We start from the raw sequence: 14687 nt of genomic DNA on the forward strand, positions 1-14687 counted from the left end.
GAATGCGGAGCAGAGCTGCGCGGTTCGTCGCGGCGGCAACGACGGTGGTCGCGGCTGTCACGCTGTCCGGGTGCGAGTGGAACGGGCTCAATTCCGTCCCGATGCCCGGGGCTGCGGGACGTGGCGACGACGCGTACCAGGTCCAGATACGAATGCCGAACGTCACGACACTGACGCAGAATTCGCCGGTTCGGATCGACGACGTCACCGTCGGTTCCATCGAGAACATCGAGGTCGAGAACTGGCACGCATTGGTGACGGTGTCGCTCGAGGGCGACGTCGAATTGCCCGCCAATGCGACGGCGCGCATCGGTCAGACGTCGCTTCTCGGGTCGCAACATCTCGAACTCGCGGCACCGACCACAGAACCGCCCGAAGGCCGGCTCGAGCCGGGCGACATCATCCCGATCGAGCGCGCGGGTGCGTATCCCACGACGGAGCAGACCCTGTCCTCACTGTCGGTCGTGCTCAATGGTGGTGGCCTCGCACAGATCAACGACATCACCACCGAGCTCAATGCGGCTCTCGTCGGTCGTGAGGATTCGATTCGAGATCTGCTACCGCGCCTCGACGAGCTCGTCTCCACACTCGACACGCAACGCGAGGACATCGTGTCGGCGCTAGAGGGGATGGATCGTCTCGCGTCCACGGTGAACAATCAGAACGAAACGCTCGTTCGAGCGTTGGAGGAGCTTCCCCCGGCTCTCGGTGTGCTCACCGACCAACGGCAGAACCTCACATCGGCCATCACCTCGCTCGGCGAGCTGAGCACAACCGCGAGCCGGCTCGTCGAGAACAGCGGTGACGATCTGAAGACCAACCTGCAGGCGCTGTCTCCGACGCTGCGTGCACTCGCAGATTCAGGCAGTGCATTGACCGAGGTGCTCGGTGTGCTGTTGACCTATCCGTTCCCGCAGGCGGGCATCGACCAGATCATCCGCGGCGACTACGCGAATCTTGCAATGACGATCGATCTGACTCTCGACCGGCTCGACCTGAACTTCCTGACCGGAACTCCACTGGCCGGACGACTGGCAGGCCCCGAAGGCATCCTCGGTACGGATGCCGGTCTTGCGGCGCAGGCGGTCGACCCCTTCCAAGCGCCGTTGGCACCGCCTCCGGCTGCGCCGCCTGTCCCGGAAGGAACAGTGACGATCCCGGGAATCGGCGAGATCAAGATTCCAGGGCTGCCATGGGAGGTGCCTGCGCCATGATGCTCACCAGGTTCGTCCGTATCCAGCTCTCGATTTTCGCGGTGCTCACCGTGATCGGGCTGGTGGTCATGTCGCTGGTGTACGTGCGCCTTCCACAACTGGTGGGCATCGGTCAGTACAACGTCACCGTCGAATTGGCATCGACCGGTGGCCTCTATCCGCATTCGAACGTGACGTATCGAGGGAACACCGTCGGCACGGTCACGAGCGTGACCTTGTCGCCGGTGGGTGTCGACGCGATGTTGTCCATTGATTCAGGACAGAAGATTCCGGCCGATGTCGACGCAGCGGTACGCAGTGTTTCCGCGGTCGGTGAACAGTACGTCGATCTTGTGCCGCATGAGAATTCGTCGTCGGACCAACACCTCGGCGACGGCGATGTGATTCCCCTCGATCGCACGACGGTGCCCCAGGAGGTCGGGGCACTGCTCGATCAGGCGGATGTCCTGCTCGCCAGCATCTCCGACACGCGATTGCAGACCGTCGTCGACGAGGCATTCGACGCGTTCAACGGGACCGGGCCGGAACTGCAGCAGCTGATCGACTCGACGCGTTTGTTCGTGCAGGAGGCGTCGGCGAATTCCGTCGAAACACGCCGCCTCCTGGACGAAATCGGGCCCCTGCTGGACACCCAGGTGGTCACGAGTGATTCGATCCGCTCGTGGACCCGCGATATGGTGACCTTCACCGATCGGCTCCGCGAGAGCGATCCGGATCTGCGCGCACTCATGGAGAAGGGGCCCGCGGCTGCCGCGGAGGCGGAAACTCTTCTGCAGGAGCTGCGTCCGACATTGCCGCTGCTGCTCGCCAATCTGGTGAGCGTCGGTGAAGTCGGGGTGATCTACAACGCGGGGATCGAGCAGATTCTGGTGCTGTACCCGCCGATGACGACCGCTCTGATCACCGCTGCAGGCGGCGGCCCCGCGGAGGACGGTGCGGTTGTCGACTTCCATCTGCAATTGCACGACCCGCCGCCGTGCCTGTCCGGTTTCGTTCCGCCCGACCAGTGGCGCAGCCCAGCGGACACCTCGGTGGTGGACACTCCAGACAACATCTTCTGTCAACTGCCGCAATCGGATCCGAATGCAGTACGTGGTGCGCGGAATGTACCGTGCATGGAGTACCCCGGCCGGCGGGCGCCGACCCCCGAGATGTGCCGTACGGGCTACACGCCGGGCTACTCGGACAACCCGTGGCGGGGTGCCCCCACGCCGGTGCAGTCGGAGAACGACATGCCGACCCCCGCGTCGTATTCCGAGGGTGACGCCGATGCGGCGCCCGCAGGCGTGACCGCGCGCCGGGTCGATCCGGAAACCGGCACGTACATTGGACCGGACGGCACTGTGTTCCGGCACACCGACCTCGGAGATGGGACGAGTTTGGAAACCTATATGAAGGCACAACAGGGCTGATGGCTGACGAGAACGAGAACCCCGAAGCAGACACCGCCGACGCGGGCAAGGTCGAGCCGACCAAGGTCGAGCTGAGCAAGGCCGGTGAACCCGAAGTACGCGAGAATGCCGCTACCGCTCCGCGGTGGGCCAAACCCGCCACGATCGTCGCATCGGTGCTGATCGTCGCGCTCGTCGCGGCGGGAGCGTGGTTGCTGTTCGAACGACAATCGGCAGCCGATCACAGCGACCGTCGCGAGGAGTATCTGCAGGCTGCGCGACAGACCGTGCTCAACCTGACGAATATTCAGGCCGACACAGCCGACGCCGATGTCAAACGGCTCATGGAGGGCGCTACCGGCGACTTCAAGGCAGAGTTCGAAGGTCGTGAAGGGCCGTTCGTCGAGGTCGTGCAGCAGGCGGGTGTCACCACCACGGGGGAGGTGCTCGAAGCAGGCATCCAGAACGAGGACGGCGCGTGCACGGCGTCGCTGGTCGCGTCTCGCGCAATGGTGAGCAACGCCGAGCAGTCCGAACCGGAGCCCCGCGATTTCCGCCTCCGCGTCACGGTCTGTGACGAGGACGGCCGGTTGCTGGCGTCGAAGGTGGAGTTCGTGCCGTGAGCGATGATCGGAAGGAAGAGCCCGTGACAGCTGTCGACACGGATGTCGAAGACAAGGCGGAGGCCGGGGGCAACACGTCGGCCGGTAGCGATGCGACGTCGTCGACGTCGCGGCTGCCGCTGATCGCAGGTGCCCTCGGTGTGGTCGTTCTTGTCGTCGCGGTCCTCGTCGGGTGGCTGGGGTACGGCAAGATCCAGGACAGCGCGGCCGAATCGGCCAGAGCCGAGGCTGTGGCTGCGGCGGAGGAACAGTCGGTTGCGATGCTCGCCTACGACTTCGAGAACGTCGACGAGCAGGCAGCTGCCGCGGCCGAGGGACTCACCGGCGACTTCCGCGACGAGTACATGAACCTGATGCAGAACATCATCGCGCCCGGAGCCAAAGAGAAGTCGATCAGCGTGCAGGTGAGTGTGCAGGCCTCCTCGGTGGTGTCGGCCGACGCCGATCACGCAGTGACGTTGCTGTTCCTGAACCAGATCACCACCAGTTCCGAGAACCCGGAAGCCGTGAGCAGCGGGAGCCGGGTACGTGTGGAGCTCGAAAACCAGGACGGGCGTTGGCTCGTGAACCGATTGACACCCATCTAGGACGGGCGGTCAGATCGGCTCGCCGGTTTCCGCGGGGGCGACCAGCGCGGGACCGGCGGCCCCCTGGTGGGCGAGTGCGTCGAGAAACGCTCGGGCCCACCGATCCACGTCGTGGGTCAGAACCTGGCGGCGAAGAGCCCGCATCCGCTTGCGGCCCTCCTCACGGGTCTGCGTCAGCGCGGCCTCGAGTTTGTCTTTGACGTCTTCGAGGTCGTGCGGGTTGCACTGGTACGCCTGCTTCAATTCCTCGGCAGCACCGGTGAATTCGCTGAGAACGAGTGCTCCGCCCAGGTCGCTGCGACAGGCGATGTATTCCTTGGCGACGAGGTTCATGCCGTCGCGGAGTGGGGTGACGAGCATTGCGTCGGCTGCGACGAAGAATGCGATCAGGTCTTCGCGGGGCACCGGGCGGTGAATGTAATGCACGACCGGGCGACCGACCTCGGCGTATTCGCCGTTGATGCGACTGACAACCATCTCGATCTCGCCGCGCATCTGCACATACGATTCGACTCGTTCACGGCTCGGTGTCGCCAGCTGAACCATCACCGTTTCGGTGGGGTCGACGCGGCCTTCGGCGATGAGTTCTCGAAGGGCATCGAGGCGAATATCGATTCCTTTGGTGTAATCGAGCCGGTCGACGCCGAGCAGCACTTTGGCCGGATTTCCGAGTTCCTTGCGGATTGCCTTGGCGCGGGCACGGATCGATTTGCTTCGGGACTGCTCGTCCAGCGCTCCCGACGCAATGGAAATAGGGAAAGCTCCCACCCTGACGGTGCGGAAACCGACCTGCACCACACCGAGTTTGGAGCGCACACCGACCGTCCCACGGGAGGTCTGATGCCCGGCCAGGCAGCGGGCGAGATACAGGAAGTTCGTTGCACCGCCCGCGAGATGGAACCCGATGAGATCGGCGCCGAGAAGGCCTTCGACGATCTCGGTGCGCCACGGCATCTGCATGAACAGCTCGACCGGCGGGAACGGGATGTGAAGAAAGAACCCGATGGTGAGATCCGGCCGCAGCATTCGGAGCATCTTCGGGACCAACTGGAGCTGGTAGTCCTGGATCCACACCGTCGCGCCGTGCGCGGAGGCTTTCGCCGTTGCTTCTGCGAATCGCCGATTCACCTCGACGTAGGCGTTCCACCACTCGCGCCGGTACTCGGGGCGCACGATCACATCGTGGTAGAGCGGCCACAAGGTGGCGTTGGAGAAACCTTCGTAGTAGTCGGCTATCTCGTCAGCGCTGAGCGGGACGGGGTGCAGGACCATGTCGTCTTCGACGATGGGGTCGATGTCTGCATCCGCAACACCTGCCCAGCCCACCCATGCGCCGCGGTTACTGCGCAGGATCGGCTCCAGCGCGGTGACGAGACCACCCGGACTGCGTTTCCAGCGGGTGGAGCCGTCCGGGAGCCGTTCGAGGTCGACCGGGAGGCGGTTCGCGACGACCACGAAGTCCGATTCGGTGAACGTGTCGGAATCTTGGCGCGGTTCCGCCTCGCCGGTCGTCACATCGTGTCCTCTCCGCCTACGGTTCGTTGGTTCAGTTCTTGTCGAGCGGGCCGATGCCGAGCATCGACAGGAGCATGCGGCACTCGTCCGCATCCTCGGCATATGCGGCGACGACGCGCTGCGCCTGGCGTGCGGTTTCGTCGGCGAGGGGTTCGATCTCCTCGTCGACGATGTCTTTCGCCGTGGGTTCCGCGGCCATGATTGTCCTCCCGGGGTGACTGCTGTGAGCAGGCGCTCTACCCGACTCTATGAGAATCGGACGCGTCAACGCCACCCGCCTTGCGCTGGATCGAGTCAGGTGCGTGGAGGCGTGGAGCGACGAGCCATCACGGTACGGTGTAGCGGGGGTTGCGCCACGTGTCGAGATGTGGCGCTGTTCGCTATTCGCCGAGGAAGGTTTTCATGCCCATCGCCACGATCAACGGAATCCCACTGAATTACCAGGTCAAGGGTTCCGGCGACCTGGTCGTCCTGATCATGGGGACCGGTAGCCCTGGCCGCGTGTGGGATCTGCATCAGGTTCCCGCGCTGGTGAAGGAGGGATATCGCGTCGCGACGTTCGACAATCGCGGCATCGCGCCGTCGGGGGAGAGTCTCGGTGGTATCACCATCGAGGACATGGTCAAGGACACGGCGGGTCTGATCGAGTTGCTCGGCGGCCCGGCGCACGTCGTCGGAACGTCCATGGGTTCGCGCGTAGCGCAGGAACTCGCGCTTGCCCGGCCGGATCTGGTGCGGAAGGCCGTTTTCCTCGCGGGGCATGCTCGGATGGACCGCTTCCAGATCACGCTGACCGAGGGAGAGCGTCAGCTGTACGACAGCGGGGTGGAATTGCCCGCGAAGTACAAGGCCGCGCTCACCGCGGTGATGAACCTGTCGCCTGCGTCGCTGGCCGACGAGAACACTGCCCGCGACTGGCTCGACGTATTCGAGTTCAGCGGTGGTCGTGTCTCGCCAGGCGTGCGGGCTCAGCTCGGGATGGACCGTGAGTTCGACCGTCGTGCCGCCTACCGGTCGGTGCGGGTGCCGTGCCTGTCGGTCGGCTTCGCCGACGATCGGATGATCCCGTCGTACCTGACGCGTGAGGTCGCCGATGCGATCCCGAACGCCAGGTACGAGGAGGTCCCGGACGCCGGTCACTACGGATACCTCGAACGACCCGAAGCTGTGAACAAACTGCTGCTGGACTTCCTGGCCGACTAGAAGGTCCGACCGGAACAAGCGACCCGGACCGTGTGATGCGAGCGCGGCGGAATCCCTGTGGGGTTCTGCCGCGCTCGTGCTTTTCCCGGCTTTTCGGGCAGGCCGTGGGCGTGTCCGAAACGACGGTCCCCATCGGGAGCGCTTCGCTTGGTACGCTCGCCGAACCAAGGTTAGCCTGAGCTTTGTTCAGGGGTGTTGAGGCGAGCCGGCTGCGGGCAGCATTGCCCCCGACTACGGAAGTTGAGTGATGATCGACCGATCAAGTACATTCACCGGTCAATCGGAGGTGCAGGGCGACCCGCATGGGGAAGTCTTCGACCTCGTCGGCATCGGTTTCGGTCCTGCGAATCTTGCGTTGGCCATCGCGATCGAGGAACACAACGAAACCTCCCTCGGCAACGAGATCCGCGCGTGTTTCTTCGAACGCCGTCCCGAGTTCGCGTGGCATCCCGGAATGCTCCTCGAGGGCTCGACCATGCAGATCGCGTTTCCCAAGGATCTGGTCACCTTCCGTAATCCGACCAGCAGCTACAGCTTCTTCTCCTACCTTCACGAGCACGGCCGGCTGGTCGACTTCGTCAACCATCAGACGTTCTTCCCCACTCGCCTCGAATTCCAGGACTACCTGCAGTGGGCCGCCCGACGGGTCGGGACCGAGGTTCGCTACGACGCCGACATCGTGGCCGTCGAGCCACTGCGCAACGCGCGCGGAAGTGCCGACCTGTTCACGATCCGCACTGCAGACGGCAGTGTCGTGCACGCTCGGACGGTCGTGATGGGTGTCGGCCTCCGGGCTCGCGTTCCTTCCTGGGCAACCGAGTCGTCACGCTGCTTCCACAACCACGACTTCCTGTTCCACCTCGACGAGATGCCGTCTCCGGTCCACCAGCGGTTCGTCGTGGTCGGTGCCGGTCAGAGCGCTGCCGAGGTGGTGCAGTACCTCCACGCCAACTATCCGCAGGCCGAGGTCCACAACGTCTTCGGCCGCTTCGGTTACAGCCCCGCCGACGACAGCCCGTACGCCAACCGGATCTTCGACCCCGAGGTGGTCGACGAACTGCACTCGGCTCCGTTCGAGGAACGCGAGCGGCTCCTCGCGCTGCACAAGGGCACCAACTATGCGGTCGTGGCGCCCGAACTGATCGAAGCGCTGTACGCAGCCGAATACCGCGAAAGGGTGCGTGGGCCGCGCCGTCTGTTCATGCGCCGCGCATCCGAGGTGCTCGCCACCACGGAGACCTCTACGGGCATCGAAGTGCAGATTCGTAACAGCCTGGACGGCTCGTCCGACACACTGGAGTGCGACGCCGTTGTCCTTGCGACCGGCTTCGAGCCGGCATCGCTCGGTTCGATGCTCGGAGACCTCGCGTGGAATACCCCGGTGCCGCCGGTGGCGCGCGACTATCGTCTGGAACTGCCTGCCGATGTCGCGGCCGACGTGTACCTGCTGGGAGGGACGGAGAAGACTCACGGTTTGACTGCGTCGCTATTGTCGAATGCGGCAGTTCGTGCAGGAGAGGTTCTCTCTTCGGTCCTCGAACGCCGACTACGGGGGCAATCGGTGGAGCGGGCGGAGATCGGCGAGCTTGATAGAATACCGAGCCAGCACACCTACGCAACAAGTGAGGCGAGATGAGCACGAATCCATTTGACGACGAAGACGGCCGCTTCTACGTTCTCGTGAACGACGAGGAGCAGTACTCGCTGTGGCCGACCTTCGCCGAGGTCCCGCAGGGGTGGCGGGTGGTATTCGGCGAAGAGTCGCGCGCCGCGTGCGTCGAGTACGTCGAGCAGAACTGGACCGACATGCGTCCCAAGAGCCTGCGCGATGCGATGGAGGCCGACGAGAAGGCCCGCGAGGGTAGCGCCTAGACACTTCTTCTACATTCGACGAGAGTCACGCAGCCGACGAATACGCTGCGTGACTCTCGTCTTTTGTGCGGGTATCGGCGCGGTGGTGGAGATCGGTGACGTCGGAAGTGGCCCGGTTCCTTCGATGATGGGTAGGGGGCCGGTGCCGTCGATGACCGGAATCGGCCCGGTGGTGGCGGTGGCGCTGGGACGATCTTCTGCTTCCTCCATGGCGGTCCGCGAACCGGTCCGGCGCATCTGCGGTCGGCGCAACCCGCTCGCTGCGGCCCCGAGGAGAACGCGGGGATGCCGCGTCGTCCGGGCGAGCCACTCACCGAGCGTCACGCCCGCGGCGAGAGCGCATCCGATACCGAACGCCGAGAACAGCGCTGTCATGCCGGTGGTCACCTCGTTGCGCAGCATTGCGTACAGACCCCGGTACAGAGCCAGACCCGGCAGAAGAGGAGTGATACCGGCAACGGCGACGACGAGTGGCGGGATCAGAGCGCGGCGCGCCATCAGACCACCGGCGAAGCCGATGACCGTCGCGGCGATCGCGGACGACACGATCGGCCCGAGACTCAGCCCCAGCGACAACTGGTAGACGAGAGCACCCGCTGCGCCGGCGAGCCCGGCCACCGTGAGGGCCCGGCGCTCCGCGTAACAGGCCAGCGCGTAGAACAATGCGGCCGCCGCACCGGCTGTGACCTTCGTCGGCAGCTGTGTCAGATCGGGCAGTGGGGCATAAGTGATCAGGGGAAGCTCGGCCCCGAACACCTCGGCGATGCGCAGCGTCGTCGCCACACCGGCGATGATCCCGCCGGTCATCATCAACAATTCGAAGAACCGCGCGGACGCAGTGATCGGCGCCCCCGTGATGGCGTCCTGCACCGAACCCACCAGGGAGAGTCCGGACAGCAGCACGGTGACGCCCGCCGCGATGATCAGCCCCGGCGAAATATCGATACCGAGTGCTTCGCGGAATCCGTACAACGTGATGGCCGGCGCAGTGGCGATGATGCCGCCGACGACGTGCTGGAAGAAGAACGGCAGCCCTACACCGTTGAGGAATCGGTTGGCACGGTCGATCACGAACGTCGATGCGAAGGCCACCAAGGCAACGAGGAACCCACCGCCGAGCAACACGGAGATCGCAGCGGCCATGCCCGACCACGCGACCGTTGCAACCCAGCGGTTGTAGGGGTGGGGCGCGCTGGTGAGCGCCATGAGTTCCTCATGGGCCTGCGCAGGTGAGATAGCGTCGCGTCGGATCCTCCGGGTGAGACGATCGACCGCCGCCAGGCGAGTGAAATCCATGGATCGGTACTGCACGACACGCATGGTGCTGGCCGGGGGCATCGTCTGCCCGCGATAGGCCGACAGCACGATCGAGTTGTAGGTGACGTCGACATCGCACTGGGCCAGACCGTAGGTGGCGGCGACGAACCGTACCTGTTCGGAGGTGTCGATCGCGCCGGTGCCCGCTGCGAGCAGAACCTCACCCACGCGCACAGCGACGTCCAGAGCCTCGGCAACGACCGCATCGTCCGTCAGATCGATCGGTTGAAGTGGCGCGGGTGCGGCGGTGACCGCGTCGATGGTCGCGCGGCGCTTGCCGAAGATCAGATTGGCGGCGTCGTTGAGGAAGTTCACCGGCAACCGTCACCTACGAATCCGTGGCAGTCAGGGGTGAAACGCATGAGACCCACGGTAGCCAAACGGGCCGGGTGTGCGCGGCGAGTGTGACGCACTATATGATGGGCCGCGCTTGAAATGCCTCCTTAGCTCAGTGGTAGAGCACTCGCCTTGTAAGCGAGCGGTCGTCAGTTCAATCCTGACAGGGGGCTCCACATCAGGACCCGCTCCGACGCTGGCCAGGGGTCGTTTCTCCGGAAGGGAGAGCGGCCCCGATCGCGTTCTTGCCCAAATTTTGCCCCGCATCTTCTCGACACTGCGTCGGGGATGGCGTTCTCCTCGAACCACCACGGCAATGTGCCCCACGGGTCCTTGAATGCGGCGAGCCGCACGTGCGCACGTTCGACGAGCGGATGAATGCCGCCGCGCGGGCCGCACTGAAAGTTCGGGAACCGGAACCCGTCGGCGACTCGAGTGTCGATCGGCGGCGTGTACCCGAACGGGCCCGCCGACGTCGGGATGGTGGTCGGCGGAGGGGACGAGGGCTGCAGAGATTGAGTCGTCTCGCGGTTCCTGCGGTCGCCTTCAGGTGGCAGGCGGTGCCGTCCTGAGCGCGTCGGACGGGCTTCACCAGACCCGGGATGTGACGACCGGCCCTGCCTACCGGCAGATCGAGTTATCCGGACGTCGACGGATGGTGGGTTTTGCGGCGGATGGTCGGTCCCGTCGCGGACGGTGATGAATGCGACCGGGGACGGGTACATGCTCCCGCGGGCTTGCTTGGAGGTTCGACCTCGCTCATGTCGGTTGCGAACAGATACTCGTTCCGCCGCTCGTCGGTGAACCCCTCGATCCGGTCGAAACTCGTAGACGATATAGGTAGCGAGGGAGTTTTCCGCCCGGGAAAGGGGAACCGGGGGCTCCAGTGAATGAGCTCTGGCCAGTCGAAACAGTGGTCAGGGTTCGCCTTTCTGCTTTCCAGACCCCCGTGACGCACTGCGACTCAACGCATTCGTGAGGCGGGCGTTTTCGGCCGAGGTGGTGTGGAGTTACGAGTTCACGAGTTGGCTGGCTCGTTGGAAAGTGACGCCGAGGATCGCGCCGATGTCGCAGACAGGAATGCCCTGTTCGGCCAGGTCGTGGGCGAGCGCTTTGGCTTCAGCAAGGGCGTGGGCTCGAGGCGTGAAGCCTTGGGTGGCAGAGGACGGTGCCAGAGACGTCTCTACGGGCACGGGAACGCTCCGCGGTGGGGTATTCGGCTGGTCGCTGTGCACGAGACCAGTGGCTACCGGTCTGCTCCGACTCCTCTGTGCGAGGAAACGCGCTCACTAGGAGGTTTGGTGGAGACGGTGCGTAAATGACAACCTACGTCGGTCATCCCTCAGAAACCGTGAGTGACAAACACCCAGGACAGAAAGATGCCCGGAATATCAGATTTGGGTGTTGTCGAGATGCAGCGAAGACTGACAACCCGACTGAGACTTCCCACCGGGATGTCAGTTCGGCGAACTGGACTTTGTCAACGGCACCTGAAAACTGACTAGAACCCACCATGCCGTGCCGGGGTCAGTATTCACGTGCCGTCGACAGACTTTCCCCACAGGGCGTCAGTGAGTTTTCCCGCTTGAAGTCAGTGGAGTTCGGTCCGAGCATAATCCGGAATTCGCGCCGAACTGGGGCTTTGCCCAGGTCGGGGTCTTGCGTCCGAGCCGGGGAGCAACGGTTCCGGTGACTACGGTCCTTCCCCCAGTCCTGACGGTTTTGCTGACTTCATGCGGCGATGGGGGTAGAGGCATGCTCGACAGATGACTTCATGAGGTGCTGTGCGTGTGGCACCGCGAGGACGGATGGAGTGCCCCCGAGTGCGCGGAGGCTCTGGGCGGCTGCTGGGTGCACTTCAGCGAAGTCGAGGTCCCGGGCTTCCGCGCACTCGATTCGTGCTGACATTTCATGCGGCCTACGCGTTGACATCATCGTGCGGTCTCTCAGCTGAGAGATGCCGGTCCGGAGAAGCTCGTTATCGCGTCACCGGTGCAGGGCCCGGATCCCCAATCCACACGTGGCTCGCTGCAGTCGGCCGGTCCTCCCGACAGCGGAGGCGAACAACGGATGCGCCGACGATCAAGGTGTCCCGGTCAGCACGGGTTGGGTGGGTGCGGAATCAGCGCGTCCCGTCGGTCAACGTGTGCTGAACGTGAACGAGATGTTCTCGCATGTGCTTGGCGGCTGCGGCAGGATCGCGATCTTCGATGGCATGGAAGATGGCCGCGTGCTCGACGCAATACGCATCGCGGATGCCGGTAGTGAACGTGCGGCTCTTCAGACTGCCCCAGATCGGCTGTTCCCGACATCGGATGAGATGGCGGCTGATGCCGATGAGCACCTCATTTCGAGTCGCCACGGCAAGTCCGTGATGGAAACGAATATCCCACTGTTCGAATTCCGATGCAGAAGGAGCGTTTTCACCTTCGTGGAGGATGTGCTCCAAGTTTGCGAGGTCCGCGGCGGACGCGGCGAGTACCACGGCCGGCATGAGGGCTGGTTCGATCGATAGTCGTGCCGCCATGATGTCGGCCGGGCCAGGGATACTGCTCATCTCGAAGGCTGGCACTGAAGGGCTGGACAGGAATGTGCCGCGGCCGACATGTCTGGTCACCATTCCGGTCTCGGCAAGATGGCGTAGGGCCTCCCGGACGGCACTTCGGCCGAACCCTGTCGTCGCGACGAGCTCCCGCTCGGTAGGGAGCTGATCACCGGGCAGAAATCCGCCTTCCCCGAGGAGGCGTTCGATGTGACGCAACGCTTGCGCTGCCGATCCGACCGGGCTCATCACCACTTCACCTTTCAACCAATTCCAACCAAAAATAATCCAACAACGCCGGAATCGCCTGCAAGATTGTGTGTTGTGAGTCACATTATTGGGCTTTAGTGTGGAGTTCACATCCGATTGCGCCGATTGGTCGGCATTGGTTCTACAGGAGGACTTCCGTGCGTTTTTCCCGAATTCAGACTCCCGAAGGCGCGCGCGTCTGCGCGGTCGATGACAATGGCACTGCTCGCCCGGTTGCCTTCACCGACACCGGGGTCCCGGTGGAAACGCTGCAGCAGATCATCGCCGCGGGCCCTGACGCGCTTGCCCGACTCGCAGCCGACGACACCGCCACGGCAGGTGCGCTGCTGGCCCCGATCATCCCGCACCGCAACATCTTCTGCGTCGGACGCAACTACTCCGAACATGCTGCCGAATTCGCGCGCAGCGGTTTCGATGCCACGGACAACAACACCAATCCGGTCCCCGAGTACCCCGTGGTGTTCACCAAGCCGGCAGCGTCAGTGATCGCCTCCGGTGAGCTGGTGGACCCGCACGTCGACATCACTTCCACCCTCGACTACGAGGGTGAGATCGGCGTGATCATCGGCAAGCGCGCCTCGAAGGTCTCCAAGGACGAGGCGATGAACTACGTGTGGGGTTACACGCTGATCAACGATGTCACCGCCCGTGACCTGCAGCATTCCCACAAGCAATGGTTCATCGGCAAGTCGCTCGACACGTTCTGTCCGATGGGGCCGTGGGCCGTGTCCGTCGACGAGATCGACATCGACGACCTGCAGCTGCAGACCCGCATCAACGGTGAGTTGCGTCAGGACGCCAACACTGCCCAGCTGATCTTCGATGTGCCCACCATCATCGAGACCCTCTCGGCAGGAATTACCCTGGAACCCGGAGATGTGATCGCAACCGGCACACCCGTCGGAGTCGGAATCGGATTCGACCCGCCGAAGTATCTGGCCCCCGGCGACGAGATGATCGTCTCTGCCCCAGGACTCGGCGAACTACGCAATGTGATCGCGGGTGTCGACGCACCCGAGGCTCTCACCCGAATCGGCTCTGGCCGGCTGTTCGTGGAGAAGACAGGAAGCGGCCCCGCTGTAGTGCTGATCCACGGACTCGGCGGCGCCAGTACGGTATACGAACCGCAGGTCGAGGCTCTGGCCGAGCAACACACCGTGCTGCGCTACGACCTGTCCGGCCACGGACGTTCCCCGGCGCTCGGGCCGAACAGCATCGAGAACTGGGTCGACGAACTCGCCGCGCTGCTCGACACCGAAGGACTCGACCAAGTCGACCTCGTAGCTCACTCGATGGGCACCCTGGTCGCCACCACATTCGCGGCCACCCACCCCGACCGGGTCGGGCATCTGGCGCTGCTGGGCGCGGTGCGGGCCCAAAACGAGCAGGCACAGTCCGCCACACGAGCCCGCGCCCGCACCGTCCGAGAAGGCGGCATGCAGGCAGTGGCCGACACCATCGTCGCCGCTGCACTCTCGACCGAAACCAAGGCCGCCCGCCCGGTCGCCGTCGCCGCAGTGCGAGAACTGCTGCTCGGGCAGGACCCGGCCGGCTACGCGAACGCCTGCGAAGCCCTCGCCGCCGCCACCGAACCGAAGTTCACCGACATCGTCGCACCGACCCTGCTGATCACCGGAGACGAGGACAAGGTCAGTCCCACTGCCGTCAACGAGCAGTTGGCCGAGTCGATCACCGACTCCCGCCTCGAGATTCTCGACCGCGTCGGCCATTGGCACACCGTCGAGGACCCCGCCCGCGTCACGGCGATGCTCGTCGACTTCCTGAGCCGCTGACCAGCACACTCCTGCAGCCAACCG

At 64.3% G+C, this 14687-nt stretch carries 13 protein-coding genes and 1 tRNA gene; 9 read left to right on the forward strand and 5 right to left on the reverse strand.

Going from position 1 to position 14687, the window contains the following annotated elements; genetic code table 11:
* Window positions 1-2: 2 nt before the first annotated feature.
* From ACTDXD_RS14575 to ACTDXD_RS14590, 4 genes are all read left to right on the forward strand, one after another.
* Window positions 3-1214, forward strand: a complete 1212-nt coding sequence (locus ACTDXD_RS14575) for an MCE family protein (RefSeq protein ID WP_440123049.1) — start codon at window positions 3-5, stop codon at window positions 1212-1214.
* Window positions 1211-2626 (forward strand): MCE family protein, encoded by a 1416-nt coding sequence (locus tag ACTDXD_RS14580; RefSeq protein ID WP_440123050.1) that lies wholly within the window; start codon window positions 1211-1213, stop codon window positions 2624-2626. Before ACTDXD_RS14575 ends, ACTDXD_RS14580 begins: the two co-directional genes overlap by 4 nt.
* On the forward strand, window positions 2626-3228 hold the full coding sequence (locus ACTDXD_RS14585) for a hypothetical protein (RefSeq protein ID WP_440123051.1): 603 nt from the start codon (window positions 2626-2628) through the stop codon (window positions 3226-3228). The genes ACTDXD_RS14580 and ACTDXD_RS14585 overlap by 1 nt, the downstream gene beginning before the upstream one ends.
* A gap of 113 nt (window positions 3229-3341) precedes the next feature.
* Window positions 3342-3815 carry a twin-arginine translocation pathway signal gene (locus ACTDXD_RS14590; RefSeq protein ID WP_440127652.1) on the forward strand — a complete coding sequence of 158 codons (474 nt, stop codon included), beginning with the start codon at window positions 3342-3344 and terminating at the stop codon, window positions 3813-3815.
* A gap of 9 nt (window positions 3816-3824) precedes the next feature.
* Here the strand turns inward: ACTDXD_RS14590 and ACTDXD_RS14595 are convergent, their stop codons facing one another.
* Entirely contained in the window at window positions 3825-5330 is a 1506-nt protein-coding gene (locus ACTDXD_RS14595; RefSeq protein ID WP_440123052.1) for an alpha,alpha-trehalose-phosphate synthase (UDP-forming), read from the reverse strand.
* 31 nt (window positions 5331-5361) lie between these two features.
* A complete protein-coding gene (locus ACTDXD_RS14600; RefSeq protein ID WP_169688201.1) occupies window positions 5362-5529 on the reverse strand; it encodes a hypothetical protein in 168 nt (55 codons plus the stop codon).
* A gap of 203 nt (window positions 5530-5732) precedes the next feature.
* On the opposite strand from ACTDXD_RS14600, the gene ACTDXD_RS14605 reads away from it, so the two are divergent.
* From ACTDXD_RS14605 to ACTDXD_RS14615, 3 genes are all read left to right on the forward strand, one after another.
* Window positions 5733-6533, forward strand: coding sequence for an alpha/beta fold hydrolase (locus ACTDXD_RS14605; RefSeq protein ID WP_440123053.1), 801 nt, complete (start codon window positions 5733-5735; stop codon window positions 6531-6533).
* Window positions 6534-6780: 247 nt separating this feature from the next.
* The gene (locus tag ACTDXD_RS14610) at window positions 6781-8169 is read left to right on the forward strand and encodes a lysine N(6)-hydroxylase/L-ornithine N(5)-oxygenase family protein (RefSeq protein WP_440123054.1); all 1389 of its coding nucleotides are present in this window, start codon (window positions 6781-6783) and stop codon (window positions 8167-8169) included.
* Window positions 8166-8405, forward strand: coding sequence for an MbtH family protein (locus ACTDXD_RS14615; RefSeq protein WP_247272680.1), 240 nt, complete (start codon window positions 8166-8168; stop codon window positions 8403-8405). The genes ACTDXD_RS14610 and ACTDXD_RS14615 overlap by 4 nt, the downstream gene beginning before the upstream one ends.
* A 9-nt stretch (window positions 8406-8414) precedes the next feature.
* Here the strand turns inward: ACTDXD_RS14615 and ACTDXD_RS14620 are convergent, their stop codons facing one another.
* The gene (locus ACTDXD_RS14620; RefSeq protein WP_440123055.1) at window positions 8415-10037 is read right to left on the reverse strand and encodes a threonine/serine ThrE exporter family protein; all 1623 of its coding nucleotides are present in this window, start codon (window positions 10035-10037) and stop codon (window positions 8415-8417) included.
* A 122-nt stretch (window positions 10038-10159) separates the two neighbouring features.
* On the opposite strand from ACTDXD_RS14620, the gene ACTDXD_RS14625 reads away from it, so the two are divergent.
* Window positions 10160-10234 (forward strand) — tRNA-Thr (locus tag ACTDXD_RS14625).
* Between the two features lie 834 nt (window positions 10235-11068).
* Here the strand turns inward: ACTDXD_RS14625 and ACTDXD_RS14630 are convergent.
* Both ACTDXD_RS14630 and ACTDXD_RS14635 read right to left on the reverse strand, forming a co-directional pair.
* Entirely contained in the window at window positions 11069-11251 is a 183-nt protein-coding gene (locus ACTDXD_RS14630; RefSeq protein ID WP_440123056.1) for a hypothetical protein, read from the reverse strand.
* Between the two features lie 929 nt (window positions 11252-12180).
* Window positions 12181-12933: a FadR/GntR family transcriptional regulator gene (locus tag ACTDXD_RS14635; protein ID WP_440123057.1), complete on the reverse strand. Its 753-nt coding sequence runs from the start codon at window positions 12931-12933 to the stop codon at window positions 12181-12183.
* Between the two features lie 74 nt (window positions 12934-13007).
* On the opposite strand from ACTDXD_RS14635, the gene ACTDXD_RS14640 reads away from it, so the two are divergent.
* Window positions 13008-14663, forward strand: coding sequence for a bifunctional fumarylacetoacetate hydrolase/alpha/beta hydrolase family protein (locus tag ACTDXD_RS14640; RefSeq protein WP_440123058.1), 1656 nt, complete (start codon window positions 13008-13010; stop codon window positions 14661-14663).
* Window positions 14664-14687: the final 24 nt, after the last annotated feature.

It is taken from the genome of Rhodococcus sp. SJ-3 (assembly GCF_051918125.1).
Lineage (GTDB): Bacteria > Actinomycetota > Actinomycetes > Mycobacteriales > Mycobacteriaceae > Rhodococcus.